At 61.1% G+C, this 25,814-nt stretch carries 23 protein-coding genes; 21 read left to right on the top strand and 2 right to left on the bottom strand.

Annotated elements, in window-relative coordinates:
* The first annotated feature begins 24 nt into the window (after positions 1–24).
* From RZS28_RS06295 to ppsA, 9 genes are all read left to right on the top strand, one after another.
* A complete protein-coding gene (locus tag RZS28_RS06295) occupies positions 25–555 on the top strand; it encodes a DUF5947 family protein (protein WP_407340477.1) in 531 nt (176 codons plus the stop codon).
* Positions 548–1,198: a DUF6084 family protein gene (locus RZS28_RS06290; protein ID WP_407340476.1), complete on the top strand. Its 651-nt coding sequence runs from the start codon at positions 548–550 to the stop codon at positions 1,196–1,198. Before RZS28_RS06295 ends, RZS28_RS06290 begins: the two co-directional genes overlap by 8 nt.
* Positions 1,195–2,565 carry a hypothetical protein gene (locus RZS28_RS06285; protein ID WP_407340475.1) on the top strand — a complete coding sequence of 457 codons (1,371 nt, stop codon included), beginning with the start codon at positions 1,195–1,197 and terminating at the stop codon, positions 2,563–2,565. The genes RZS28_RS06290 and RZS28_RS06285 overlap by 4 nt, the downstream gene beginning before the upstream one ends.
* The gene (locus RZS28_RS06280) at positions 2,562–3,113 is read left to right on the top strand and encodes a hydrogenase maturation protease (RefSeq protein WP_407340474.1); all 552 of its coding nucleotides are present in this window, start codon (positions 2,562–2,564) and stop codon (positions 3,111–3,113) included. Before RZS28_RS06285 ends, RZS28_RS06280 begins: the two co-directional genes overlap by 4 nt.
* Complete coding sequence (locus RZS28_RS06275; RefSeq protein ID WP_407340473.1) at positions 3,110–3,217, top strand: DUF6893 family small protein; 108 nt, start codon at positions 3,110–3,112, stop codon at positions 3,215–3,217. The genes RZS28_RS06280 and RZS28_RS06275 overlap by 4 nt, the downstream gene beginning before the upstream one ends.
* A 162-nt stretch (positions 3,218–3,379) precedes the next feature.
* Positions 3,380–4,072: an SIS domain-containing protein gene (locus RZS28_RS06270; protein WP_407340472.1), complete on the top strand. Its 693-nt coding sequence runs from the start codon at positions 3,380–3,382 to the stop codon at positions 4,070–4,072.
* Positions 4,073–4,380: 308 nt separating this feature from the next.
* The gene (locus RZS28_RS06265; protein ID WP_407340471.1) at positions 4,381–5,238 is read left to right on the top strand and encodes an outer membrane protein; all 858 of its coding nucleotides are present in this window, start codon (positions 4,381–4,383) and stop codon (positions 5,236–5,238) included.
* Positions 5,239–5,353: 115 nt separating this feature from the next.
* Positions 5,354–6,346 (top strand): class I SAM-dependent methyltransferase, encoded by a 993-nt coding sequence (locus RZS28_RS06260; protein ID WP_407340470.1) that lies wholly within the window; start codon positions 5,354–5,356, stop codon positions 6,344–6,346.
* Between the two features lie 284 nt (positions 6,347–6,630).
* Complete coding sequence (ppsA, locus tag RZS28_RS06255) at positions 6,631–9,054, top strand: phosphoenolpyruvate synthase (protein ID WP_407340469.1); 2,424 nt, start codon at positions 6,631–6,633, stop codon at positions 9,052–9,054.
* Positions 9,055–9,126: 72 nt separating this feature from the next.
* Here the strand turns inward: ppsA and RZS28_RS06250 are convergent, their stop codons facing one another.
* Both RZS28_RS06250 and RZS28_RS06245 read right to left on the bottom strand, forming a co-directional pair.
* Positions 9,127–9,579 carry an OsmC family protein gene (locus RZS28_RS06250; RefSeq protein ID WP_407340468.1) on the bottom strand — a complete coding sequence of 151 codons (453 nt, stop codon included), beginning with the start codon at positions 9,577–9,579 and terminating at the stop codon, positions 9,127–9,129.
* A 144-nt stretch (positions 9,580–9,723) separates the two neighbouring features.
* Positions 9,724–11,169, bottom strand: coding sequence for an amino acid permease (locus tag RZS28_RS06245; RefSeq protein ID WP_407340467.1), 1,446 nt, complete (start codon positions 11,167–11,169; stop codon positions 9,724–9,726).
* A gap of 369 nt (positions 11,170–11,538) precedes the next feature.
* On the opposite strand from RZS28_RS06245, the gene RZS28_RS06240 reads away from it, so the two are divergent.
* From RZS28_RS06240 to RZS28_RS06185, 12 genes are all read left to right on the top strand, one after another.
* A complete protein-coding gene (locus RZS28_RS06240; protein WP_407340466.1) occupies positions 11,539–12,405 on the top strand; it encodes an FAD binding domain-containing protein in 867 nt (288 codons plus the stop codon).
* Positions 12,406–12,434: 29 nt separating this feature from the next.
* A complete protein-coding gene (locus RZS28_RS06235; protein ID WP_407340465.1) occupies positions 12,435–12,935 on the top strand; it encodes a 2Fe-2S iron-sulfur cluster-binding protein in 501 nt (166 codons plus the stop codon).
* Positions 12,932–15,352, top strand: a complete 2,421-nt coding sequence (locus RZS28_RS06230) for an aerobic carbon-monoxide dehydrogenase large subunit (RefSeq protein WP_407340464.1) — start codon at positions 12,932–12,934, stop codon at positions 15,350–15,352. Before RZS28_RS06235 ends, RZS28_RS06230 begins: the two co-directional genes overlap by 4 nt.
* Before the next feature lie 112 nt (positions 15,353–15,464).
* Positions 15,465–16,346 (top strand): AAA family ATPase, encoded by an 882-nt coding sequence (locus tag RZS28_RS06225; RefSeq protein WP_407340463.1) that lies wholly within the window; start codon positions 15,465–15,467, stop codon positions 16,344–16,346.
* A gap of 4 nt (positions 16,347–16,350) precedes the next feature.
* Positions 16,351–17,547 (top strand): vWA domain-containing protein, encoded by a 1,197-nt coding sequence (locus tag RZS28_RS06220; RefSeq protein WP_407340462.1) that lies wholly within the window; start codon positions 16,351–16,353, stop codon positions 17,545–17,547.
* A gap of 2 nt (positions 17,548–17,549) precedes the next feature.
* The gene (locus RZS28_RS06215; protein WP_407340461.1) at positions 17,550–18,386 is read left to right on the top strand and encodes an XdhC family protein; all 837 of its coding nucleotides are present in this window, start codon (positions 17,550–17,552) and stop codon (positions 18,384–18,386) included.
* Positions 18,387–18,396: 10 nt separating this feature from the next.
* A complete protein-coding gene (locus tag RZS28_RS06210) occupies positions 18,397–19,077 on the top strand; it encodes an SRPBCC family protein (protein ID WP_407340460.1) in 681 nt (226 codons plus the stop codon).
* 62 nt (positions 19,078–19,139) lie between these two features.
* Positions 19,140–20,171, top strand: coding sequence for an XdhC family protein (locus tag RZS28_RS06205; protein WP_407340458.1), 1,032 nt, complete (start codon positions 19,140–19,142; stop codon positions 20,169–20,171).
* A complete protein-coding gene (locus tag RZS28_RS06200; protein ID WP_407340457.1) occupies positions 20,168–21,184 on the top strand; it encodes a molybdopterin-binding protein in 1,017 nt (338 codons plus the stop codon). Before RZS28_RS06205 ends, RZS28_RS06200 begins: the two co-directional genes overlap by 4 nt.
* The gene (locus tag RZS28_RS06195; protein WP_407340456.1) at positions 21,177–21,800 is read left to right on the top strand and encodes an NTP transferase domain-containing protein; all 624 of its coding nucleotides are present in this window, start codon (positions 21,177–21,179) and stop codon (positions 21,798–21,800) included. The genes RZS28_RS06200 and RZS28_RS06195 overlap by 8 nt, the downstream gene beginning before the upstream one ends.
* Positions 21,801–22,582: 782 nt before the next feature.
* Positions 22,583–24,319, top strand: a complete 1,737-nt coding sequence (locus RZS28_RS06190; RefSeq protein WP_407340455.1) for a porin — start codon at positions 22,583–22,585, stop codon at positions 24,317–24,319.
* A gap of 443 nt (positions 24,320–24,762) precedes the next feature.
* Entirely contained in the window at positions 24,763–25,800 is a 1,038-nt protein-coding gene (locus RZS28_RS06185) for a zinc-dependent alcohol dehydrogenase family protein (protein ID WP_407340454.1), read from the top strand.
* Positions 25,801–25,814: the final 14 nt, after the last annotated feature.

Here is a 25,814-nt window from a genome sequence, read left to right as displayed (position 1 = left end):
GAGGTCTGCTCGGCGTCGCTCCCGATGATGCACCAGCACCTGATCGAAGTTGCAAAACGTCGCATTTTGTGCGCCTGCGATCAATGCGTGAGCGTTCTTGGAATGAGCGAGCGCTTTCGCACGATTCTGCCGCGGACCGACGTCCTCCTTGATTTCCGGCTTAGCGCCGCCGAATGGGATGCGCTGCAAATCCCGATTGATATGGTCTTTCTCTTCCACAGCACTGTGGGAGAACGGTCGGTTGCCGTTTATCCTGGTCCGGCGGGTCCGATGGAATCCGCATTGAGCCTTGACGCTTGGTCGCATCTCGTCGCCGCGAACCCGGTGCTAGGCGAGATGACCCCGGATATAGAGGCGTTGTTGGTGAACCGGACGAAGGGCGCGCACGAGTATTACCGGGTGTCGATCGATCGGTGCTATGCGCTGGTGGGGCTTATTCGCACCCATTGGCAAGGCCTTTCAGGCGGAGCCGAGGCTTGGGAGGCGATTAACTCTTTTTTCGTCGCGCTTCGCGCCGCGGCGAATGAGCCTGTGGGAGGCTGCATCCATGGTTGACCTCGATTTTGCTGTGGAGGCCGCTGCGGTCGAATCTTATTCGGCCGCGCCTTTGCTGGTGTTTCAGTTGCGGGTGACAAATCGAACGCCGGCGCTGAAAGTTCAGAACGTCATGCTGAATTGTCAGATCCGGATCGAAGCGCCGCGCCGCAACTATGACCTTGATGAACGAGAGCGTCTCGTCGAGCTCTTCGGCGAGCCGGAGCGTTGGGGCCAAACGTTGCGCAGCTTCCTTTGGACCCACGCAAGCGTGTCGGCGCCCCGGTTTGACGAGGAATGCCGCGTCGATCTCCCGGCACCGTGTAGCTTCGACTTCAACATTGCGGCGACCAAATATTTCCATGGCCTCAAGAATGGCGAGGCACCGCTGAACTTTCTGTTCAGCGGCTCCATCTTTTATCGCGACGCGGATGGCGCGCTGCAGATCGACCAGATTTCTTGGACCAAGGAGGCGTCCTACCGGCTGCCCGCGAGCCTCTGGCAGTCGATGATGGATCAATATTATCCGCAGAGCGCCTGGCTGAGGTTGAGTCGCGACATGTTCGAACAGCTCTATCGCTACAAGCGTCAAAAAGGTCTCATGACTTTTGAACATGCGCTGCAGGAACTCCTCGACGCCAGGACAACGAGGCCCGCATCATGAACTTGGATCCTGTAAGGGACATCGCCGATGCGGTGCTCTACGAGGGGTATATTCTTTACCCTTATAGGCCGTCCTCCGTGAAGAATCGTCAGCGCTGGACGTTCGGCGGCGTATTTCCTCGCGAATATCGTGGGGAGAGCGGCGACGCATGCGTCATGCAAACGCAGCTGCTTCTAGATGTGGGAGCGGATGCGGCGATCGATCTCCATTTGCGGTTTCTCCAGGTTCAGACGCGAGAGATTGGCAAGTTGCTTGCGCCGATCGCGGCGCTCCCCGCCGATCATGAGCCGGAATTCGCCGCGGTGGCCTCAATCGAAGTCGATGGCGAGCGCCTTCTTGCGTGGGAGGAGGCGATTGAACGCGACGTCGTCGCGCCGGATCTTGCCCTGCACGATCTCCTCGATCGGCCGCGCCGTATCGAGTTCGCTAGGGAGGCCAAGCGCGAATTGGAGCCGGTTCGCAACGCCGCGGGTGAGATCCTGGGCGTTGTGATCCGCACGTCTCTGCCGTTGCAGGGCGTCATCATCGTCTCGGCGGAAGAGATCAAAAGCGCTGCGCGCGGACTATTGCGTCTAACCGTCAGAGTCGAAAACACAACGGCGCTGTCCGAGGCCTCGCGGAGCGATCGCGACAAGGCGCAGCAGCAGGCGTTCGTCTCGACCCACACTATCTTCAGCATTCGCGGAGGCGGGTTCGTGTCTCTGCTTGATCCGCCAGAGGCGCTGCGCGAAGCTGCCGCCGCTTGTGAAAACATAGGGACCTGGCCGGTTCTGATCGGAACCGATGGCGCGAACGACATAATGCTCTCGTCGCCGATCATTCTCTACGATTTCCCCAAGATTGCGCCGGAGAGCCCCGGCGAACTATTCGACGGAACCGAGATCGATGAAATCCTGACGCTGCGCGTCCTCACGCTGACCGAAGAGGAGAAGCGCGAAATGGCCGCCGCCGACCCTCGTAGCCGCGCATTGCTGGAGCGTTGCGAGGCGCTAACGCCCGAGCAGCTCGGCAAACTCCACGGCTCGTTGCGCAATCTGACCTCCGCGGAAAATCCCCTGGAGCCGCTGGTCTTGCGCGATCAGGCAAGGCCATATCTCGCCTCTTTATCGTCGAATGGCAGGCATCTTGCCGTCGGCGATCATGTGCGCCTTAATCCAAGGAAAGGGGGCGACATCATGGACCTCGCGTTGAAAGACAAGGTGGCTGTGATCGAGGGGATCGAGCGAGATTTCGAGGACCGACTGCATGTTGTGGTGACGCTACTCGATGATCCAGGCCGCGATCTAGGAGCCGCCGGATTTCCGGGCCATCGATTTTTCTTCTCTCAAGAGGAGCTTGAGCCGGTTGGCGGGGAGGATCGACCTTGACGCGCATTCTCGTCGCCGGCATTGGCAATATCTTCAATGGCGACGACGCCTTTGGCGTCGAAGTTGCGCGACGGCTTTCGGCATGTGAACTTCCCCAAGACGTCAGGGTCGTCGACTTCGGCATTCGCGGCATTGATCTCACTTACGCTCTGCTCGATGGATGCGAGGCGGCGGTGCTTGTCGATGCGGCCCAGCGGGGCGAAGAGCCGGGCGCGCTATCGCTAATCGAACCGACGGAGGAGGCCGGCGACCCATTGCCCGAGGATCTTATGCTTTCGCCCCATGAGCTTGAACCGGCGAAGGTGCTTCGTCTTGTCGCCGGATTGGGTGGGGCGTGCAGACGGATTCTCGTCGTCGCATGCGAGCCTCTAACCTTCGGCGGCGTCGATGGGGTAATGGGCCTGAGCGAGCCGGTGGCGGCGGCGATCGATCCCGCGATCAGTATGATCCTAGAGCTGCTTGGCGAGCTAGGCGCCGAAACGCCTCAACAAATGCAAAAGAGGCGACCCGCAACGATGCGATCGAGCGAGGAAGGAGAGGTCTCATGAGCGGATGGACAATTTTTGGATTGATCGTCGTCGTCCTGATCATTCTGGCGATCCTGTTCAACCTGAAGGATATTCGTCGCTACATCAAGATCAGCAGCATGTAACGGCGAATCTGAGCGGCTTACTTTTGGTCACGTGCGATCCACACGATCGAGGGTGCTTTAGGAGTCTTGGCGTCCCCCGCTGCATCGTGAGGATCGGCGATGCGGCCAACGATTCTCGCCGCCCAGTTGCAACTGCCTCGCGCAGATTAGGAAATCGGAACGATGCCGAACGAGCGCGATCTCGATCGCCTCTATCCCTTCCTTCACGGCGAGCAGCAGGATGCAGCGAAGCTCGAAGCGTCGCTGCTCCACTCGGTCGAGGAAAAGGCGCGCGACTCTCGCGACGCCAATGCGCGTTTTTTCGCCGAGCAGGCGCAGACCCTCGTCGAGGCCGCGAAGTCTATCGCCAATATCTACCGGCGCGGGGGGCGGCTTTTTTCAATGGGGAACGGTGGTTCGAGTTGCGATGCGTCCCATGTTGCGGTGGAATTCGCGCATCCGATTACGGCCGGACGCCCCGCGCTCGCCGCGGTTAACCTTGTGGCCGATATCGCCATGATCTCGGCAGTCGGCAATGACGTCGGCTTCGAGCATGTTTTCGTCCGCCAACTGATCGCCCAGGGAAGGCGTGGCGACGGACTCATAGGCTTTTCGACAAGCGGCAATTCTCAAAACTTGATCGCCGCCTTCGCAAAAGCCAAGGAGATGGGCATTCACACCATTGGCTTTGCGGGCGGCGATGGCGGCAAGATGAAGACCGCCGGCGTCGTTGATCATTGCCTCATCGCGCCGACGACTTCGATCCATCGCGTTCAGGAGTGCCACGTCGCGGCCTATCACATTCTGTGGGACCTCGTTCACACATTGCTCGCGGATGCTCGCGGATCAGCCGCGACCAAGGGAGCGGTCGCGTGAATTGTGCGGTATAGAGGAAATGCCGCCGGAAGGGACCGAGCTGGCGAATGGACTAGGCTGCCCGGTCTGCGTGCTGGATTGGCGCCCGCGCTTTGCCGCAAACACAATCTAATATAGAAGTAAGTTATATTAACCCGTCATGCGGGTAGGACTGCTTCCACAAGTATTCAGGTTTAGTGTGGCCTGCGGGCAACGGCATCGCGGTCATGTCAGGAAAACAGTGAAAAACTACTTGTCAAACGTCCATAAAAACGCCTCCACTCAAATCAAGTCTTAGTCAAATTGAAGTGAATTGGTTGGAGCTTGCAATGTGGCGGCGTAGTTCAATCAAGCTTTTGATAATACTGAATAAAATATTTCACATAGCGGGCGCGTCGGGAATTCTTGTGCTGGCGCTGGCGATTTCGCCAGCCTGCGCCGCCGATCTCCCCGCTCCCACCGCCCCCGTGGTCGCTTGGCAGCCGCCTCCCGCCGCGCCCTATGATTGGACGGGATTTTACGTCGGCCTGAACGCCGGCTTCGGCGTCGATCATTTTGCCTTTCCTTATTTATTTCGAGGGCCGGGGGTTTCCGCTCAGGAGACCAGCGGCATCACCGCGCGTGGGGCCGTGGTTGGCGGCCAAGTCGGCTACAACTATCAATTTACCGGCCTTCCCTTGATCGGCAATGCGATCGTCGGGCTCGAAGCGGATTCGGACTGGTCGAATGTGCGAGGATCGGTGAGCGTCCCAACTCCGCCGGCGGTTTTGACCTTTGGGTCTCGGCTCGAGAATTTCGGAGACATTCGCCTTCGGCTCGGTTACGCCTTTGACCGTCTGATGATTTATTTCGCGACCGGTTTCTCTTACGCTACGGTGCGGACATATTACAATATTGGCGCGCCCTACCTCATTGCGAACGGCACCACGACCTTGCGGGCGGGCATGCTTCCGTTCTCGCGGAGTTTCGGCAATGAGGGCGTCGGCGTGGAATATGCCTTGACCCGCAATTGGACGATCAGGGCGGATTATATGTACGATTCGATCTCTGCGCGTTATGCCGCTTATGCCGCAGGCAATACGACAATCGGGTTCCTTACGCGGTCGAAATATCATATCGCACGGTTCAGCCTGAACTATAAATTCGATTGGTTCTCGCCGCCGGCCGCGGTCACCGCGAAATATTGAGCGGGCGGCGCGTTCGACGCGGCTTCGCAGGCCTGTATTTCTGGCTCACATTCGCTCCTTGGTCGTAAGGCGAGCCAGACACCCACACAGTGACGCGCCAGGGTCCTCTCATCGCATGGAAACGCCCCTTTGTCCGGTGACCGGCCAGCCAGCCGTCCGGCGCGTTCAGTGGGTCACGACGCGCCTGCTCACGGATCTCTGGCGGATCGAGTTTGGCGTCGACGCGCGATCGAGCTTTGCGGGGCTTGACCGGTTCGGATTGTGGGAATCCCCCGTCGGGCTTTACTTCTTCGAGCCGCGCGTTGAGGGCGACCAAGCCTTCTACCAAAGCTACTACCGGCGGCTGAAGACCTACAGAGTGTCCGTGCTCGAAGCGCCCCGCGCGGAATTCGAGACCGCCGCCCGAATGGTCGAACCGGGAGCCCGCGTCCTCGACGTGAGCTGCGGCGCCGCCCTGTTCCAGAAATATGTCCCCTACGCTCGCTACACAGGCATCGACCCCCATTTTACCTCCGATGATGCAAATATTGATGTCCGCAGGGAGACGCTGAGCGATCATCTTGCGACCCATTCGGGCGCCTATGACGTCGTTTGCGCCTTTCAGGTCATCGAGCATCTGGCGTCGCCCCGCCCGTTTTTCGAGCGGATGGTCGCGGCGGCGAAGCCGGGGGGATTGGTCGTCGTCGGAGTGCCGCATGTGCCTTCGGCCGCGACGCGGATTCCGAATTTTCTTCTCAACGCGCCGCCACATCATCTGACTTGGTGGACGCGTGCGGCTCTTGCCGCTCTTGCGCGGGACGCCGGGCTGAGCATCGAAAGCATCGCGCCGATGCCATGGACCGAATTCGACTCGCTCATTTATTGGATCGAACGCTGTTCGCCGGTGAAATGCGGCGATAAGCATTTTCTCGGCGACTGGTCCTGGCACGCGGCGTCGGCCGTCGGCCTCTTGCTCGGGCGCGTTGTTCATGCAGTCCGAAGGCCGCCGAAAGTCATGGGCGAAGGCGCCGGCCTTTTGCTTATCGCCAGACGGAAGCCGCCGATGATTCCCCGGGCATCGGAAAACATTGCGGGAGCGAAAGCCGCGGTCCCGACGGACGAAGCGTAGCGCCCCAATCCAGCCAGCAGGCCCTCCGCCTCTATTTTCCTGGCCACCTATGAATTCGGCGCGCCGTCGCCGGCTGCAAAATGCATCGGTGCGCGCGCAAACAATTTGAGAGCATGACCCAAATTCTAGCTCAACAAAGTGCGCTCTTTTGAGGGAGATCAGAGCGCTCTTTGCCGTCGCCCTTAATTTCTGCTGCTGATCTGGGGACGAAAGTCACGGCCAGGCTCGCCGTCGGCGTGCAAGGTCAGAGTCTTTGGAGCAATCGCCATACGAAAGGACTTCCCTTGTCGACCGCCCCAGAAGTGCTTTGGTTCGAAAATCTCGGGCGCGGCGACGTATCGCGAGTCGGCGGCAAAAACGCCTCGCTCGGCGAGATGGTGCGAACGCTGGAGAAAGAAGGCGTGCGGGTCCCGCCTGGTTTTGCGACCACCGCGGACGCCTTTTGGCGATATATCGAAGCCAATGGATTGAAAGCGACGATTGCGAGCGGGTTCGCCGATCTTGCCTCCGGCGCCGCGCCTCTCGCCAGGGTCGGAGCCGCGATCAGGGACGCGATCCTTCTGGGCGAATGGCCTGCGGAGACTTCTGAGGCGATTCGTCTGGCCTATCGCGAACTTTGCCAGCGGGCGAACAAAGCCGACGCCGATGTCGCTGTCCGTTCCAGCGCCACGGCCGAAGACCTGCCTGACGCAAGTTTCGCCGGCCAGCAAGAGAGCTATCTCAACATTCGCGGCGAGGCCGCCCTGCTCGACGCCTGTCGGCGTTGCTACGCGTCCCTGTTCACCGACCGGGCGATCAGCTACCGGCAGGCCAAAGGGTTTGACCACATGAAGGTTGCGCTCTCGGTCGGGGTGCAGCGCATGGTCCGCTCCGATCTCGGCGGGTCAGGGGTCATGTTCTCCATCGATACCGAAACCGGCTTCGATAAGGTGGTGTTGATCAACGCCGCGTGGGGGCTCGGCGAGAATGTCGTCCAAGGCGCGGTCGACCCCGACGAATACGAAGTCTTTAAGCCGCTCCTTTCGAACCTTTCGGCGACGCCTATCATCGAGAAGAGCCTCGGGGAGAAAGCGCAGAAGCTGATCTATGCGAGCGATTTAAGTCATCCAACGCGCAATGTTCCAACTTCTAAGACTGAACGGGAGACGTTCGTTCTCAACGATGCGGACATTTTGGCGCTTGCCCGCTGGGCTTGCGTTATCGAGCGCCATTATGGCTGTGCGATGGACATGGAATGGGCGAAGGATGGCGAGACCGGTGAGCTTTTCATCGTCCAAGCCCGGCCAGAGACGGTGCAGTCGCGGCGCGTGGCGACCACGCTTCGCTCCTATCGCATCCGGTCGAAGGGACGGCGGCTTGTCTCCGGCCTGAGCGTCGGCGACGCCGTGGCGGCCGGCCGGGTGTGCCTGATCGACAGCCCCCGCGAGATCGATCGCTTCGTCGATGGGGCCGTGCTCGTGACGCGGACGACCGATCCCGACTGGGTCCCGATCATGAAGCGGGCCGCTGCAATCGTTACCGATCATGGCGGGCGAACCTCTCACGCGGCGATTGTGAGCCGCGAGCTTGGCTTGCCGGCCGTGGTCGGCGCCGGCGACGCCACCCAAGTGCTGCATACCGGACAGGAAGTCACAGTGTCTTGCGTCGAAGGCGACCAGGGCTTCGTTTATGAAGGGATGGCCGAATTCGAAAGTGAAGAGCTCGACGTCGCCGCCCTTCCGACGACCCATACCAAGGTGATGTTGAACCTCGCCAATCCGGCGGCGGCCTTTCGTTGGTGGCGCATTCCAGCGGATGGCGTCGGCCTCGCGCGCATGGAGTTCGTGATCAGCAATCACATCAGGGTGCATCCGATGGCCTTGGCGCATTACGACGCCCTCAAGGACGCTGACGCCAAGTCGGCCATCGCTAGTCTGACCGCGAACTACGTCGACAAGACCGAATATTTCATCGACCGTCTCGCCCGTGGGCTCGCCCGCATCGCCGCAGTCTTTCACCCGAATCCGGTGATCGTGCGCATGAGCGATTTCAAGACCAATGAATATGCGAACCTCATCGGCGGAGCCGAATTCGAACCGAAAGAGGAAAATCCGATGCTCGGCTTCCGGGGCGCCTCGCGTTACTACTCGCCCCGCTATCGCGAAGGCTTTGCGCTTGAATGCCGCGCCATACGGCGGCTGCGAGAGGAGATGGGATTCGACAATGTGATCGTCATGATTCCGTTTTGCCGCTCCACGAAAGAGGCGGACCGCGTGCTGGCGGTCATGGCCGAGAATGGGCTGCGCCGCGCAGAAAGAGGCCTTGAGGTCTACGTCATGTGCGAGATCCCTTCCAACGTCATTCTCGCAAAGGCGTTCGCCGAGCGCTTCGATGGGTTTTCAATTGGCAGCAACGACCTCACACAGCTCACGCTCGGCGTGGATCGAGACTCTGCTGAGCTCGCCGACCTCTTCGACGAGCAGGACGCTGCCGTGAAATGGATGATTCAAAGGACAATTGAGGCCGCGCATCAGGCCGGCGCCAAAGTAGGCCTGTGCGGCCAGGCGCCGAGCGATCACCCCGAGTTCGCTCAATTCCTGGTCGAATGCGGCATCGATTCGATCTCCGTGAGCCCGGACAGTTTCATTTCAGTGAAACGGAATGTTGCGACCAGCGAGTCGGCGGTGAGGAATGTCCACGAGGCGCCGCCTGGCGACAGCCAGCAGTGATTGTTCGACCGGTTAGCCAATCTTGATCCGCGCAGTCACTACGGGTAGGCGCCATGGCGCAGGCTGATCCGGTCATGTCGTCGGAAGGACTCTGATTTCAGTCGTCACGGAGTTCGCGATAAAGCATTCGCGATGGGCCTTGTCGTGCAGCCAATCGAGATCCGCCTGCGTTGGCTGCTTGTTCCCGCTGTAAACGATTTTCGGGCTCAATTCGACGCATGTGACGGCGAGCTTGCCGGCGGCGTTTTTTTCAAGGCGCCCGACGGCATTGTCTTCATAGCTATCGACGATAAAGCCCTTATTTGACGCAAGCGCGAGAAAGGTCAGCATGTGGCAGCTCGACAGCGCTGCGACAAACGCGGCCTCGGGATCGACCCGCTGCGGATTGCCTAAATAAGCAGGCGCGGCGGAGCCCGGGACTTCGACGCCGTTGTCGAACTGCCAGATATGGTCGCGACTGTAAGTTTTATAGCTGAAGTCGGCGCCGTTGCGCGTCCATTTAATGGTGGCTGTGTGCTCAGACATAGGCATATCTCTCGTGAAAGCGGCGGGCGGGAAATCGATCAGTATTCGGCGAATGCTCATCGTGGGCTTGGCCATGCTGTCGGCGGCAAATCTTCGAGCCGTCGCGCAAGCGATTTTTATCTCGCCGATATGAGAAGATATAAGCTAATTGCTTGGCGTTTCGCCGACGGGTTTGACTTTGAACCGCGCGCCTTCTTCTTTTGCGAGAACGCTATGCCGTCGGCCATAGGAAAAATAGAGAAGAAGGCCGAGCGCCATCCAAATGACGAAGCGTTCCCAGGCGACGGCGGGGAGCTTTGACAGCAACCACAGGGAGAACCCGACGCCGGCTAGCGGTATCCAGGGGACGAGGGGCGTCCGGAACGTGCGCGGAACGTCGGGCCTCGTCCGGCGCAGCACGATGACGGCGACGCAGATGATTACAAAGGCCGAGAGCGTTCCGATGTTCACCAATTCGGCGACCTCCTTGATCGGGAAGAAGCCCGCGACGAGGGCCGTGAGCGCTCCGGCGATCAGCGTCGGGCGGTGCGGCGTGCGAAATCGTGGATGCACATGCGCGAACCATGCGGGAAGCAGCCCGTCGCGGCTCATGGCGAACCAGATGCGGGCGCAGCCGAGCAAGAAAGCGAGCATGACGCTGGCGATGCCGGCCACGGCGGCAGCGGACACGATGAACGTCACCCAGGGAAGGCCAATCGCTGTGAAAGCAGCGGCGACCGGAGCGGGGCTGTTGAGAGTATCGTAGCGCACGATGCCGGTGAGCACCAAGGACATGGCGATGTAGAGCGTGAGAGAGACGGCGAGCGATAGCAAGACGGCGCGGGGGAGTTGCTTCTGCGGGTCGCGCGCCTCTTCAGCGGCGGTTGTGAGGGTGTCATAGCCGAAGACCGCGAAGAAGACGACGGCGGCGCCCTCGACCACGCCGCTGAAGCCGTAGGGCATGAAAGGATGCCAATTGGCGGCGCGCACGTGGGGCAGACCGGCGGCTATGACGAGGATGACCGCGGCGATCTTGATGAGCACCATGGCCGCGTTGAAGCGTGCGCTCCATTCGATGCGGAGCGTCAGGAGGCCCGCGACCGCAAGGGCTCCGAGCATCGCCGCGAGGTCCACGACATGGCCTGGGCCTGTTCCAGAGGCGCCCGTCGCCCAGGTCGGGAGCGTCAGGCCAAGCTGGCTGAGCAGCGCTTGCAAATAGCCAGACCAGCCGATCGACACGACGGCGACCACAAGCGCATATTCGAGCAGCAGATCCCAGCCGATTACCCATGCGACGAGTTCGCCAAGCGCGGCGTATCCATAGGTGTAGGCGCTGCCGGCGACGGGGATCATCCCGGCAAATTCGGCGTAGCTGAGGGCGGCGGCGGCGCTCGCTATGCCGGCGATCACGAATGACAGAGAGACGGCCGGCCCGGCTTGGGTTGCGGCGACGACCCCTGTGAGCACAAATATGCCGGCCCCGATGAGCCCGCCAAGGCCGATAGCGGTAAGCTGCCATAGGCCAAGCACGCGCCTAAATTGCCCCTCCTGGCCGAGTTCGGATTGGAGTCGCTCGATGGACTTGGTGCGCAAGAGCGCCTTTAGAGACATGGAGTTCCCCCATGGATGGATTTACGGCGGCGGATGGCTTCTATGGACCAAGTCTGCGGCTAGGGCGCAGCGGAGCTGCAGTCATGGAATCGCATTCTGAAGGCGCTTAGAAAAGGGCAGGGCGACTGACGCAGTTCGTGCATCTGCATGAAATGCGTCACGTCTACCCAAGGGAGCACGAAATCCAAGTTCGAATTCCAAGAAACTCAATGAGCCAGGAGGCAATGGCTATGGGAGAGCCGTTTAGCCCGTCGCTCGTTAAATTTAATGACGTTTCATGCATAGCCGATTGTCGCCATTGCGATGACCCCCGATCTTTCTCCCAGCGACGGCGAACGGTCGCAGTGAGGAACGCAATCGGAGGCGCGCATGATTCCCGGCGTATTCGAGTATCACAGGCCCAGCTCTTTGCAGGAGGCGGTCGCGCTTCTGGCGCAGCTGGGGGAGGAGGCGCGTCCCCTGGCTGGCGGCCACAGCCTTATTCCAGTCATGAAGACCCGCCTGTCGACGCCGGAGCATCTCGTTGATCTCGCTGGGGTCAGCGGCCTGAAAGGCGTCCGGCAGGAGCGCGAGCAAATCGTCATCGGCGCCATGACGACTCAATATGAAATCATCGGCTCGCCGCTTCTGGCTGAAAAGCTGCCCATCCTGCGAGAGGCGTCCCTGGTGATCGCCGATCCGCAGATCCGTTACCTTGGCACCCTTGGCGGCAATGTCGCCAATGGCGACCCAGGCAATGACATGCCGGCGCTCATGCTATGCCTCGACGCCGAATATGAACTCGTCGGCCGGGACGGGCAGCGAAGGCTTCGAGCGCGGGACTTTTATCTCGGCGCCTATGACACAGCTCGCCAGAACCACGAAATCCTGACCGAGATCCGCATTCCGTCGCCGCCCGCAGGGCATGGCTACGCCTATGAAAAGCTGAAACGCAAGATCGGCGATTACGCAGTCGCGGCCGCCGCCGTGGTGCTCACAATCGCAAACGGCAAATGTGTTGCGGCCTCTATCGGTTTGACCAATGTCGCGGACACCCCGCTGTGGGCTGAGGCGGCGGCGCAGGCGCTCATCGGCGCAGGGCTCGACCGGGCGGCCATCGCCAATGCGGCGACCGCGGCGGAAGCCATTACGGACCCGGCCTCGGACGGACGCGGGCCCGCCGAATATCGCAGGAAAATGGCCGGAATGATGGTCCGACGCGCGATCGAACGCGCCAAATCGCGCGCCCAAGCCTGAGCGGAATGACAGCGAAGCGGAGAGACGGGATGTCGAAGGTTCACGTCAAAATGACAATCAACGGGCGCGCTGTCGAGGCTCTGGTCGAGCCCCGGACGCTCCTCATTCACTTCTTGCGCGAACAGGTCGGGCTCACCGGCGCGCATATCGGCTGCGACACGAGCCATTGCGGCGCCTGCACGGTTGACCTCAATGCGATGTCGGTCAAATCCTGCACCTTGTTCGCGGTCCAGGCGAATGGCGCCGAAATCACGACGATCGAAGGGATGGCTTCGCCCGACGGCGCGCTGCATCCGTTGCAGGAAGGCTTTCGCCAGATGCACGGCCTGCAATGCGGCTATTGCACGCCTGGCATGATCATGCGGGCGCATCGCTTGCTGAAGGAAAACCCAAACCCCACGGAGGACGAAATTCGATCAGGCATTTCCGGCAATCTATGCCGCTGCACCGGGTATCAGAATATCGTCAAATCCATCCAATACGCCGCCGCGACGATCAATGGCGCGCCCTACCAGGAGGCTGCGGAATGAACGAGATGATTCGCACTCAAGCCGAGCGCGCCGAAGTCCTTCAGGGCATGGGGTGCAAGCGGAAGCGCACCGAGGACATTCGCTTCACGCAAGGCCGCGGCAATTATGTCGACGACGTCAAGCTGCCAGGCATGTTGTTCGGCGATTTCGTTCGATCATCGCATGCGCATGCGCGAATCAAGAGCATCGACGCATCGAAAGCTTTGGCGCTTCCCGGCGTCAAGGCGGTCTTGACCGCCGCCGATCTCAAGCCGCTGAATCTCCATTACATGCCGACCCTCGCCGGCGATGTCGCGGCCGTGCTGGCGGACGAAAAGGTTCTCTTCCAGAATCAGGAGATCGCCTTTGTGGTCGCCGAGGACCGCTATATCGCGGCGGATGCGATCGAGCTAGTGGATGTCGAATACGAGGCGCTGCCGGTTGTGGTCGATCCATTTCAGGCCATGGCGCCGGACGCGCCGCTGCTGCGCGAGGACCTCAAGGAAAAGCGGGTAGGCCCGCACGGCGAACGCAAGCACTACAACCATATTTTCAATTGGCAGGTGGGCGATAAGCCGGCGACCGATGCGGTGTTCGCTAATGCCGAGGTCGTCACAAAGGATCTGTTCACCTATCATCGCACGCATCCGTCCCCGCTTGAGACCTGCCAATGCGTCGCTTCGATGGATAAGGTCAAGGGCGAGCTGACCATTTGGGGAACGTTCCAGGCCCCGCATGTGGTGCGCACCGTCGTATCCTTGTTGTCGGGGATAGCGGAGCATAAAATCCATGTGATCGCGCCCGACATCGGCGGCGGCTTCGGCAATAAGGTCGGAGTCTATCCAGGCTATGTCTGCTCGGTCGTCGCGTCGATCGTCCTCGGCGTTCCGGTAAAATGGGTCGAAGACCGGATGGAGAATCTATCGACAACCTCTTTCGCCCGCGACTATCACATGACGACGGAGCTGGCGGCGACGAAGGACGGCAAGATCCTGGCGATGCGCATCCACGTGCTTGCGGATCATGGCGCCTTCGACGCCTGCGCCGACCCTTCGAAATGGCCCGCCGGGTTCATGAACATCTGCACGGGCTCCTATGACATACCTGTCGCGCATCTGGAGGTCGACGGCGTCTACACCAACAAGGCGTCGGGCGGCGTCGCTTATCGTTGCTCCTTCCGGGTGACGGAAGCCGTTTACGCCATTGAGCGCGCGATCGAAGTCCTGGCCCATAGACTCGGGATGGATTCCGTAGAATTGCGAATGAAGAACTTCATCAGGGCCGAGCAATTTCCTTATCATTCGGCGCTCGGCTGGGAATATGACAGCGGCAACTACCATTTCGCCATGCAAAAGGTGATGGACGCCGTGGGCTATTCGGCGTTGCGCGCCGAGCAGAAGGCGATACAGGAAGCCTTCAGCCGCGGCGAGACGCGCCAATTAATGGGCGTCGGCGTCGCCTTCTTCACCGAAATCGTCGGCGCCGGCCCGTCGCGCAATTGCGACATTCTTGGCGTCGGCATGTTCGATTCCGCCGAGATTCGCATCCATCCGACCGGCTCGATCGTGGCCCGAATGGGCACCAAGAGCCAGGGCCAAGGCCACGAGACGACTTACGCCCAGATCATCGCCACGGAACTCGGCATTCCAGCTGACGACATCACCATCGAGGAAGGGAACACCGACACCGCCCCCTATGGTCTCGGCACCTATGGTTCGCGCTCCACTCCTGTAGCCGGGGCGGCGACTGCGGTGGCCGCGCGGAAGATAAGGGCGAAGGCGCAGATGATCGCCGCGCATCTGCTCGAAGTGTCAGAATATGACGTCGAATGGGACATCGATCGTTTCCGGGTGAAGGGCCTGCCGGAAAAGTTCAAGACCATGAAAGAAATCGCATGGGCGGCCTACAATAACCTGCCGCCCGGGATGGAGCCTGGCCTCGAGGCGGTGAACTATTACGATCCGCCCAACATGACCTATCCGTTCGGCGCCTATGTCTGCGTCATGGATATCGATGTGGACACTGGCGTCGCCAAGACGCGGCGGTTTTACGCTCTCGATGATTGCGGCACGCGCATCAACCCGATGATCATCGAGGGCCAGGTTCACGGCGGCCTTACCGAAGCCTTCGCGGTCTCGATGGGCCAGGAGATCAGCTATGACGCGCAAGGAAATGTGATGGGCGCCTCGTTCATGGATTTCTTCCTGCCGACTGCCGTCGAGACGCCGAAGTGGGAAACCGATTTCACTGTCACGCCTTCGCCGCATCATCCGATTGGCGCCAAGGGCGTCGGAGAAAGCCCGCATGTAGGAGGGGTTCCATGCTTCTCCAATGCGGTCAATGACGCTTTCGCATTCCTGGAGGCCGGACATATTCAAATGCCGCATGACGCATGGCGGCTCTGGTCGGTGGCGGATCGGCTTGGGCTGCATGCGTGATCCGCGGGCGGGCGAAGCGCCTCCCCTTCGCCCGCCCGCTGCTGGAAGACCGTGATTTCATCGCCATATGAGTCTTCTCGCGCCGTCAACGCTCTCCTTCAGGTGAAGGCCGATGCCGAACGCCACGTCTCGCGAAAAAATCGCCCAGGGCCTCGCCGCCTGCGGCTATATCGCCGACCGTGATCTCGCGACTGCGCTCTGGCTGATGGATATGCTCCGCCGCCCGCTCTTGCTGGAGGGCGAGGCGGGCGTGGGCAAGACCGAAGTCGCGCGCGCGTTGGCCAGTCTGCACAATACGAAACTGATCCGTCTACAATGCTATGAAGGCCTGGATCAGAACGCCGCCCTTTTCGAATGGAACTATCAGCGTCAGTTGCTCGCGATCAAGGCGCGCGAGGGAGACGATCCAGACAATATCGAGGAGCACATCTTTTCTGAACGCTATCTGCTCGAGCGGCCGCTCCTGGCGGCGATCCGGCAAGAACGCTCGCCGGTCCTGCTGATTGATGAAATCGACCGCGCGGATGAGGAGTTCGAAGCCTTTCTCTTCGAACTTCTTTCTGATTTCCAAATCTCGATCCCGGAGCTTGGAACTGTGGCCGCCATCTCGATTCCACGCGTGATTTTGACGTCGAACGGCACGCGTGAACTGTCGGACGCTCTGCGCCGCCGTTGTCTGTACCACTATGTCGACTTCCCCGATATTGACCGTGAGGCGCGCATTCTTCTCGCGCGACTCCCTGGCGTGGACGCGTCGCTGGCGCTGCAGATCGCGACCATGGTCGACGCCGTCCGCAAGGAAGATTTGCGCAAGACTCCGGGCGTCGCTGAGACGCTCGATTGGGCCGCGGCGCTTGTCGGCCTCGGGGTGCAGAGGCTGCACGACAATCCCGAAGTTGTTTACGAAACCTTGATGTGCCTCGTGAAAACCGCCGAGGACAAAGCCAGACTGTCGCGCGAGGTGAGCGACCGGCTTCTTGGGAGGGTGGCTTAGACTCATGGCTGCGCTGGCGTCCGAAATTTCCGATGAAGGAGGCGCGGGCGAAGCGATGCGCCATCGCCTTGTCGCCTTCGTCCGGACCTTGCGCGACAATGGCTTCGCGACGGGCTTCGCGGAGACCGAGGACGCCCTTGCGCTTCTCGCGGATCCTGTCGCGACGCGGCCCTCGCTGCTGCGTCAAGCCTTCAAGGCGCTATTCTGCGGCTCTCGCTCCGATTGGGAAAGGTTCGATGAAATCTTCGCCGCCTTTTGGCTTGCGCGCGGCGTCAAGTCGGCGCTGCGCAGCAGCGGTTCGACAAAAGACAGTCGGGCCGCGCCGAGCGCCCCCTTCGCGGCGAGCGAGTCCCTTGAGACATCCGGCGAACCCGACAGGGTTGAGCGCACGCCCGATGAGACGGAGTCAGCCAACGGGCGGGGCCGTCGCGAAGGCGCCTCCATCGCGGAAAGCCTGGCCAAGACCGACTTTCGCCACATCATCGATCCCTTGGAGCTTGAGGCCGCCTATGCTTTGGCTGAACGGCTCGCCCGTTCGATGCGCGCGCGCCTTACCCGCCGTCACCGCGTTCGTCGATCCGGCCAGCGCCTCGATTTTCGCCGCACCATCCATCACAGCATTTCCTATGGCGGCGCGCCGATCGAGCTCTTCCACCGGCGCCGGAAGGAGAAGCCGCTGCGGCTTGTCATTCTTCTCGACGCCTCCGGCTCCATGAGCCTTTACGCGCCTATGTTCTTGCGCTTCATGCACGGCGCCCTCGATGCGTTCTACGAAGCGGAGGCTTTCGTGTTTCACACGCGGCTTACTCATGTTTCGTCGGCGCTACGAGACAGGGATGCGGCGCGCGCGGTTGACCGTCTCTCCCTTATATCGACGGGCATGGGCGGCGGCACGCGGATCGGCGACAGCCTCGCGACATTCAATCGCTGGCACGCGCGTCGCGTGATCCATTCGCGAACCGCCGTCATGATCGTCTCGGACGGCTATGACACCGGCGACCCGATCAAGCTCGGCGCCGAGATGCGCGCCCTGCGCCAGCGCTGTCGTCGCATCGCCTGGCTCAATCCGATGCTCGGCTGGCGGGATTATTCGCCGGAAGCGCGCGGCATGAAGGCGGCCTTGCCTTTCGTCGATCTCTTCGCGCCAGCGCATAACCTCGAAAGCCTCATCGCGCTCGAACCCTACCTCGCGAGATTGTGACCATGATAAGGACCGACCTCCTGGAGCTTGTCAGCAATCTGAGGGCGAAGGGCGAACCCTTCGCCCTTGCGACCGTGGTCCGCACCGTCGCGGCGACTGCGGCGAAGGCTGGCGCCAAGGCTATCATTCGGGACGACGGCGTCATATCCGCCGGCTGGATCGGCGGCGGCTGCGCCCGCGGCGCCGTGCTGCGCGCCGCCCGCGATGCGATCAAGGACGGCGAGCCGCGCCTCATCAGCGTGCAGCCGAAGGATCTCCTCGACCAGCTTGGCGTTGCGGCGGGCGAGGCGCGCGAGGGAATAGAATTCGCCAAGAACATGTGTCCGAGCCGAGGCACGATGGATATTTTCGTCGAGCCTGTTTTGCCGCATCCGCAAATCGTGATCCTCGGCAGCTCGCCGGTCGGGGTCGCGCTGGCCGATCTCGCCCAGCGGTTCGGCTTTTTCGTGATTGTCTGCGCTCCGGCGAGCGATCACGCGGATTATGGCGAAGTCGATGTTCTCGCCGATGGTTTCGAGCCGCCAGGCCAATATGGCGGCGCCGGTTTCATTGTGGTCGCAACGCAAGGCAAAGGGGATAGCGCGGCGCTTAAAGCGGCGCTCAAAGCCTCCTCCGCCTATGTCGCCTTTGTCGGCTCGCGCAAGAAGGCGGAGGCGTTGCGCCAAGAGCTGGCGCAGATCGGCTTCGACGCCGAGCGGCTCAAGGCCTTCAAGGCGCCCGCCGGGCTCGATATCGGGGCGATCACGCCTGACGAAATCGCGTTTTCTATCCTGGCTGAAATCATCGAGGCGAGACGGCGCGGACATCGATCCGAGCTGCAAGTCGCCGTCAAGGAATAGGAGCTGCTACATGGATATGACCGGGACTCAAAGAATCGAGGCGCCGCGTGAAAAGGTCTACGCCGCGCTAAATAACGTCGACGTGCTGAAGCAATGCATCCCTGGCTGCGAAACGATCGAGAAGCTTTCCGACACGCAGATGCGCGCCACAGTGACGTTGAGGGTCGGGCCGGTGAAAGCTTCCTTCATCGGCATGGTTACGCTTTCCGACCTCGATCCGCCGAACGGCTATACGATCACCGGCGAAGGCTCGGGCGGCGCCGCCGGGTTCGCGAAAGGCGGCGCCCAGGTCAGGCTCGAGGCGGATGGCAAGGCGACTATTCTGAATTATACGGCGAAGGCGGATATTGGCGGTAAATTGGCTCAGCTCGGCGGACGCCTGATCGACAGCACCGCGAAAAAGCTCGCGGGAGATTTTTTCGAGAAATTCGGCTCCGTCGTCGGCAAGCCGGCGGAGGCGCAAGCCCCCGCCGATACGGCAAGCAAGGAAGGCTGGCTCGCGAAGATTTTAGCTTCGATCGGCGGCTTCCTGCAAGGCTGGCTTGGTAAGATCCTCGGTTCGACAGGGGCGCTTTTGCTGGGCCTCGGCCTCTATGGCCACGCATGTTGCCTTGTGGGCCACGTCCACGCCGCCGGCGCTTTCCAGCCGCCGATCTGCGCGGCCTTGTCGCAGACGAGTCCCGGAATATGAGACGTGAACGGGAGTTTCTCCTATGCTGATGTCGTCCGTGTTTGGAATGAGCGAGGCTCTGCATGCTTGCGTCCGATGAAGACATTCTTCGCAAAGCGCAAGAATGGAAGGAGGCGGGTCGCGGGGTCGCTCTTGCGACCGTCGTCGAGACCTGGGGGTCGGCGCCCCGGCCCGTCGGCAGCCATCTCGTCATCGATGGCGAGGGCAATTTCCTTGGCTCCGTTTCCGGCGGCTGCGTCGAGGGCGACGTGATCGCCGAAGCGCTGGATGTGATCGGGGACGGCGGCCGTCGAATGCTGGAATTCGGCGTCGCCGACGAGACGGCTTGGCGCGTCGGCCTTTCCTGCGGCGGGCGGATCAAGGTGTATGTCGAAAGCGTTGACGCGAACCGGGCGGATCTCCTTGCAGCCTTCAACGGTGAGCGCGCCGCAAGGCGTCCTTGCGTGCTTGTGACCGACATTGCGTCTGGCGAGCAGCGCCTTGTCCGCGCTACGGATCTCGCCGCTGATCCCATGGCCGATATTCTGGGCGAGCGGCTGCGGCTCGGAAAAAGCGGTATGGCGGCCTGGGGCGGCAAAGCGTTCTTTCTCGCGGCTCAGACTCCAGCGACGCGGCTTGTCGCGATCGGCGCCGTCCATATTGCGCAGGCGCTTGCGCCGATCGCCAGCCTCGTGGGCTTCGACATGGTCGTCGTCGATCCGCGCACGGCCTTCGCGACGCCGGAGCGCTTTCCCGATGCGCGGCTTATCGCCGAATGGCCCGAAGCGGCGCTGCCGCTCTTGCAGCTCGATCGCTATACCGCCATGGCGCTGCTGACTCATGACCCGCGCATCGACGATCAAGGCCTCATCCGCGCCCTGCGCGCCGATTGCTTCTATATAGGCGCGCTTGGGTCGTCGAAGACGCATGCGAAGAGGCTGGATCGGATGCGCGCGGAAGGCTTCGGTGAAAGGGAGCTCGGGCGCATTCACGCCCCCATCGGGCTCGACATTGGCGCGGTGAGCCCCGCTGAAATCGCGGTCGCGATCCTCGGTGAGATCGTCGCCGCCCTACGCCGCAAGTCCTTGCGCGCCGAAACGGAGAAGGCCGCGTGAAATTCGGACCAGTTCCCGTCGCTGAAAGCGACGGCGTCGTTCTCGCCCGCGCGATCAGGCATTCGGGGCTCACCTTGAAAAAGGGCGAATGGATCGGCGCCGGCCAGATCGCCGGCCTGCAGGCCGCCGGCGTCGATGAAATTCTCGGCGCGCGCCTCGAGGCCGGAGAGGTGGACGAGAACGAGGCGGCGCGCCGTCTCGCGGAAGCGCTCGCGGGCGCTCATCTGAATGTCGACATGGCCTTCACGGGCCGCTGCAATCTCCGCTCGAACTGCAGCGGGCTCTTCATCGTCGACGCAGCGGTCATCGATAGGGTCAACATGATCGATGAAACCATCACGATCGCCACCTTGAAGCCGTTCCGCCGAGTCGTCGAAGGGGAAATGGTCGCAACAGCGAAAATCATCCCCTTCGCGGTCGCCGCCGTCCTGCTCGACCGCGCGATTGCTGCAGCCACAGAAGCGCCCTTGCGCGTGGCGCCGTTCCGTCCGCTTCGCATCGGCGTCGTCTCGACCCTGCGGCCGGATTTGAAATCTTCGACCGTTGAGAAAGCGCTCCGCGCGCTAGACGAAAGGCTTGCGCCCGCGGGCGGCAAAATCATGATCGAGGAACGCACGCCGCATGAGGCGGGTCCGCTCACAGCGGCGCTTCGCCGGATCGAAGGCGCGAGCGACCTGATCGTGATTTTCGGCGCCTCCGCCATCACCGATCGGCGCGATGTGGTCCCGAGCGCCATCGAGAAAGCCGGCGGGCGGGTGGAGCATTTTGGCATGCCCGTCGATCCCGGCAATCTCCTTCTCCTCGGATCGCTTCCAGGCGAAGGCGACGGAAAGCCTGTCATTGGGGCTCCAGGCTGCGCCCGCTCGCCAAAAGAGAATGGATTCGACTTCGTGCTGGACCGGCTCCTTGCAGGGATTCCCGTGCGCAGCGAAGACATCAAGCGGATGGGCGTCGGTGGCCTCCTGGTGGAGACTGTCGCCCACCCGGCGCGAGGGACGTCCGCCGATGGCTGAGATCGCGGCGATCATCCTGGCGGCCGGCCGGTCGTCGCGCTTCCATGCCGGTCCGCAGGATACGAAGCTCATCGCTCCTCTCTTCGGCAAGCCTTTGGTTCGCTATGTCGCCGAGGCCGCGCTCGCCTCGCGGGCAAGGCCCATCCTCGTCGTCACCGGCCATGCCGCCGGGAAAGTCGAGACGGCGCTCGACGGCCTCGACCTGTTTCTAATCGCCAATCCGCACTACCAAACAGGCCTTTCGAGCTCCTTGAAGGCGGGGATCGCGGCATTGCCGAAAACAGCGGCGGGCGCAGTTATCCTTCTTGCCGACATGCCGCGCATTTCAGGCGAGCTCATCGATCGGCTGATCCGGGTCTTCGAGGCTTCGGTCGAGGCGCCGCGCGCGGTGGCGCCTGTGCGCGGCGGTTCGCGCGGCAATCCGGTCCTGATTGGAAGGGGCCTTTTCGTCGCTGTCGCGCATCTTGAAGGCGACCGTGGCGCGCGCCGTCTCGTCGAGGCCGGAGGAGAGGGCGTGATCGAATGTTCGGTCGACGATGATGCGATCGAAATCGATATAGACACGAGGGATGCGCTCCGCCGCCTTGAAACCGAGGCGACGACCTCTGGGCGTTAGATCCCGGCGCAAGCTTGTGGCCGATGCGCCAAAGCGCTCAAGAACTCTACGTCGATTACGCGGCGAGACGAGCGAAACTGCTACGCCGCCCATCGAATTATGGCCCGCCGCACGCGCTCTAACGATGACTGTCGCATAGGCCAAGCCAATCCCGCCGCGGTCGGCCAGAGCTATGCATCTTCAGGGCCACAGTTATGGAGGCGTAGCGTCAGCGGTTTTGCTGGTGTGTGCGAGATACGCCCGTAATTTGCTGCGCCTTCCATTCAAGAGAGATGGCGCCTACAAACAGGGCCGGTTGCACGGATATTCGTCATGCCGAACGTTGGCTGTGCAAACTGTCAACATTGACTCATCGCCAGTCGCGGCTGAAGCGGTCGTGTGGCGGATCCCGTCATTCAACAGAGCCGGCATCCGCGCCAACTGCTCGATCAACATGATGTGATTGATCCGGAGGGCTACGAATTCGCAACTGAGTTCACCGTCTTGGGTTGCGAATCTTGCGACATTCCAGCGCATCACAGGCATCTACACTGCATGTCGAACTGCGCTGGTCATCTGTCAAATCGTTCGATGACAAGCCCTTATTGCTTGAATAGATTTAGCTTTTAGACTTCTTCTAATGCGAATTCGGAGAAGTCGCCACAACGAGTCACGGGGTCATCCGCGACAATCTGCACTATCTGATCTGATCCATGACTCCGCTACAGCGCTGCACGAAGAAATGTGAAAGCGCCAACACGGTCTGAAGATCCGGCGCTGGCCCTGCGTCAATTGGGTGCGCCATGCACAAGCCAGAATGCAACATCATTCAGGATTCGCCTCGCAAATTGCGCTATGGCGACTCGATCGGAGGCCTATTGTCGGAGGCGGCCGCTGTTCGATCTTTGGACAATCTATCGCAGGAGAGGTCGATCGATCCCTGCGACATTACGCGCTCCGACACATATAATGTGGATTATGCATGCGACGCCGCTCACGCCGCCAAGGACGATCGGACGAAAACAAGAGAAGCCTTGTCTTTGTTCTTTCGCGTATGGAGCAATAAAATTGGCGCATTGCCGGTTGGCGTAATCGTATTAAGCCTCGCATGCGTCTGCCCTTCGTATGCGGATACGACAGATCAGTTGCTCGAACAGCTCAGGGCGAAGGGGATTCTGACGAGGGCTGAATACAAGAAGTTGGCGTCGCGCCATGCCGCTGAGGTCGAACAGCGCGCCGCGCAGGCCGCCAAACCGCCGGCTAAAACGGAAAAAGTCGTCGTCATCAATCCGGACGATCGATATCTCACCCGCCTCGACAAAGGCATTGGCGCGCGCATCGGGCAGGTCGACGTCGGGCTTTCTGGCGAGTTGGTCTTCTTCGGAGCGGAGCAATTCAAGCAACATGGGACCGGCGTCGTTGCGGGCGGCCTTGGCGGCGGAAGCGCCGTCAACAACTCCATGGCCATTCGCTCGGGCCTGCTTCCGAGCGCCTTGGCGCTAAACCTTTCCACCAATCAGATGGGCTATGATATTGGCGTCACCTTCGGGCTCTTCACGGGCGGCAATAACGTCCACGTAGGCCTTTTGAACGGCAATAGCGGCGGCGCTGCGGTGGCGCTCGGCACGCCCGGCGTCGACGTTCGCCAGGTCTTCGGCACGATTGGTACGCCCACCTTGGGCACGCTCAAGATCGGCCGCGACATCGGCTTGTTCGGCCAGGACGCCATTCTCAATGATTTCACCATTTTCGGAGCCGGCACGATTGCAGGCAACGCAAGTCCCTCCAATACGAGCCTCGGCCGAATTGGCTTCGGTTACGTCTATGCCGATTGGATTCCGCAGGTCACCTATACGACGCCGGATTTCTACGGATTGACGGCTTCAATCGGCGCCTTCACGCCTTATCAGGAGTATGACAATGCAGGCTATTTTAATTCGGTCACGCCCTACTCTGGCACTCTGACTGCGCATGACCAGCCGGGCATTCAGGGGCACCTGAAATATGTCGGCAATATCGCGCCGGATATAAAATTGACCGCCTGGACTGATGGACTTACCCAGCAGCATCGGGCCGAAGAAGGGGATGCTGTCTTTCTTACGCCCGGCACGAATGTACGCGCCCTTGCGGTCGATGGCGGCGCTAGATTGGATTGGGGTCCGGTGACCCTTGTAGGCTACGGTTATTACGGAGTTGGCCTCGGGACGACGGCCCTTTATTTCGATGGCGCCAGCATCGACGGCGAGAAGCGCAAGTCATCTGGCTTTTACGCGCAGGGCAGTTATACGTTCTTTGAACGTTTGACAATCGGGGGCAGCTACGGCGTCAGCTACCTGAAGGGCAATGCGATCGATTACTCGCCTTATTACGGTGACGCCACGCTCGTCGCCTCGAATGCATCTACAATTGCCTTCGCCCGCTACAAATTCACCGACTGGGTCAGCTTCCAGGGCGAGTGGATCCACTCCCTCTCGCGCAATCTGGCCGGAGACGGCGTCAGCACGGACGCTGTCGTCTTGGGCACGACCTTCTTCTTCTGAGTCGGCCTGAATTTCCGCATCAGGCGTGGCGCCCGGCATATCGCGAACAAGGCCTCGGCCCCGGCTCGAGGGGTCTCGGCGTTTGAGGCCCCACAGGAAGTTTTGATTGTTGCTGCGATCCTTGTCGCCGAAGCCATGCAGATGTATCCGCGGATGAAGGCATAGGCGATCTGCCGAGTTCCTACGCACAACTCTCGCCGTAAGCTCACGAGATCGCTTCAGCGCGATCAACAATGCGTGATCAGGGAGCGGCGTCCATCGCGAGCCACAGCGGGATAAATCTCACGCGCGCGCCGCCTTCCGGCGCTGCTTGATCCCGGTCAATGCGCCAGCGATATTGGGCTGGTCTTATTTCGCGAACAGCGTCTTTCCCGGCGTTAAGATGGGCAACCGCCGATGGCGCGTGCCTTTCGCCTGCATCTTCGAACCAATCGGATGACCTTATGAAAGCGCTCGTATACAGCGGACCTGGCCTCAAGGCGCTCAAGGAGCGCCCCAAACCTGAAATCCAGGCGCCGGGGGACGCAATCGTAAGAATGGTCAAGACGACCATTTGCGGCACTGACCTCCATATTCTCAAGGGCGACGTGGCGACCTGCGCGCCCGGCCGCATCCTTGGTCACGAGGGCGTCGGAGTCATTGCGTCTGTGGGGCAGGGGGTGACGGCCTTCCGGCCAGGAGACCGCGTTTTGATCTCCTGCATCTCCGCATGTGGCAAGTGCGATTATTGCCGCCGAGGCATGTACTCTCACTGCACGACAGGCGGCTGGATTCTCGGCAATGAGATTGACGGGACACAGGCCGAATATGTCCGCATTCCCCACGCCGACACCAGCCTCTATCCGGTCCCTGACGGCGCCGATGAGGAGGCGCTGGTCATGCTCAGCGATATTCTGCCGACCGGCTTCGAATGCGGCGTGCTGAACGGAAAGGTCGCGCCCGGATCGACCGTGGCGATTATTGGCTCCGGGCCGATCGGCCTCGCGGCTCTGCTGACCGCACAATTTTACTCTCCCGCCGAGATCGTCATGATCGATCTCGACGATAATCGTCTCGATGTCGCGCGCCGGTTCGGGGCCACCCAGACGATCAATAGCGCCGACGGCAAGGTGTCCGGGAAAGTGAAGGCGCTCACCGGAGGCCAAGGCGTCGATACGGCGATTGAGGCGGTCGGCATCCCAGCCACCTTCTTGATCTGCCAGGAAATTGTCGCTCCCGGCGGCGTCATCGCCAATGTCGGCGTGCACGGCGCCAAGGTCGATCTGCATCTGGAGCGGCTGTGGTCCCAGAATATTACGATCACAACCAGATTGGTCGATACCGTAACGACGCCCATGCTTCTCAGGACGGTGCAGTCGAAGAAGATCGACCCAACCCGGTTGATCACTCACAGGTTTACGCTCGACGAAATCATCGACGCCTATGACACATTCGGCCGCGCCGCCGACACGCGCGCGCTGAAAGTGATCATCGCCACCTAGCCGCGGGGCGCTTT

The sequence above is a fragment of the Methylocapsa polymorpha genome, from assembly GCF_045689225.1.
Lineage (GTDB): Bacteria > Pseudomonadota > Alphaproteobacteria > Rhizobiales > Beijerinckiaceae > Methylocapsa > Methylocapsa polymorpha.
Note: the sequence above shows the minus strand (reverse complement) of the source record. Positions and strands in the feature narration are given on the sequence as shown.

Coding starts and splice junctions, on each gene's coding strand:
- RZS28_RS06195 (WP_407340456.1), top strand. CDS start 21,177: ATGGCTGAGATCGCGGCGATCATCCTGGCGGCCGGCCGGTCGTCGCGC.
- RZS28_RS06270 (WP_407340472.1), top strand. CDS start 3,380: ATGCCGAACGAGCGCGATCTCGATCGCCTCTATCCCTTCCTTCACGGC.
- RZS28_RS06290 (WP_407340476.1), top strand. CDS start 548: ATGGTTGACCTCGATTTTGCTGTGGAGGCCGCTGCGGTCGAATCTTAT.
- RZS28_RS06285 (WP_407340475.1), top strand. CDS start 1,195: ATGAACTTGGATCCTGTAAGGGACATCGCCGATGCGGTGCTCTACGAG.
- RZS28_RS06295 (WP_407340477.1), top strand. CDS start 25: ATGATGCACCAGCACCTGATCGAAGTTGCAAAACGTCGCATTTTGTGC.
- RZS28_RS06235 (WP_407340465.1), top strand. CDS start 12,435: ATGTCGAAGGTTCACGTCAAAATGACAATCAACGGGCGCGCTGTCGAG.
- RZS28_RS06220 (WP_407340462.1), top strand. CDS start 16,351: ATGGCTGCGCTGGCGTCCGAAATTTCCGATGAAGGAGGCGCGGGCGAA.
- RZS28_RS06250 (WP_407340468.1), bottom strand. CDS start 9,579: ATGTCTGAGCACACAGCCACCATTAAATGGACGCGCAACGGCGCCGAC.
- RZS28_RS06215 (WP_407340461.1), top strand. CDS start 17,550: ATGATAAGGACCGACCTCCTGGAGCTTGTCAGCAATCTGAGGGCGAAG.
- RZS28_RS06190 (WP_407340455.1), top strand. CDS start 22,583: ATGCACAAGCCAGAATGCAACATCATTCAGGATTCGCCTCGCAAATTG.
- RZS28_RS06225 (WP_407340463.1), top strand. CDS start 15,465: ATGCCGAACGCCACGTCTCGCGAAAAAATCGCCCAGGGCCTCGCCGCC.
- RZS28_RS06205 (WP_407340458.1), top strand. CDS start 19,140: ATGCTTGCGTCCGATGAAGACATTCTTCGCAAAGCGCAAGAATGGAAG.
- RZS28_RS06210 (WP_407340460.1), top strand. CDS start 18,397: ATGGATATGACCGGGACTCAAAGAATCGAGGCGCCGCGTGAAAAGGTC.
- RZS28_RS06230 (WP_407340464.1), top strand. CDS start 12,932: ATGAACGAGATGATTCGCACTCAAGCCGAGCGCGCCGAAGTCCTTCAG.
- RZS28_RS06185 (WP_407340454.1), top strand. CDS start 24,763: ATGAAAGCGCTCGTATACAGCGGACCTGGCCTCAAGGCGCTCAAGGAG.
- RZS28_RS06245 (WP_407340467.1), bottom strand. CDS start 11,169: ATGTCTCTAAAGGCGCTCTTGCGCACCAAGTCCATCGAGCGACTCCAA.
- RZS28_RS06260 (WP_407340470.1), top strand. CDS start 5,354: ATGGAAACGCCCCTTTGTCCGGTGACCGGCCAGCCAGCCGTCCGGCGC.
- RZS28_RS06275 (WP_407340473.1), top strand. CDS start 3,110: ATGAGCGGATGGACAATTTTTGGATTGATCGTCGTCGTCCTGATCATT.
- RZS28_RS06240 (WP_407340466.1), top strand. CDS start 11,539: ATGATTCCCGGCGTATTCGAGTATCACAGGCCCAGCTCTTTGCAGGAG.
- RZS28_RS06265 (WP_407340471.1), top strand. CDS start 4,381: ATGTGGCGGCGTAGTTCAATCAAGCTTTTGATAATACTGAATAAAATA.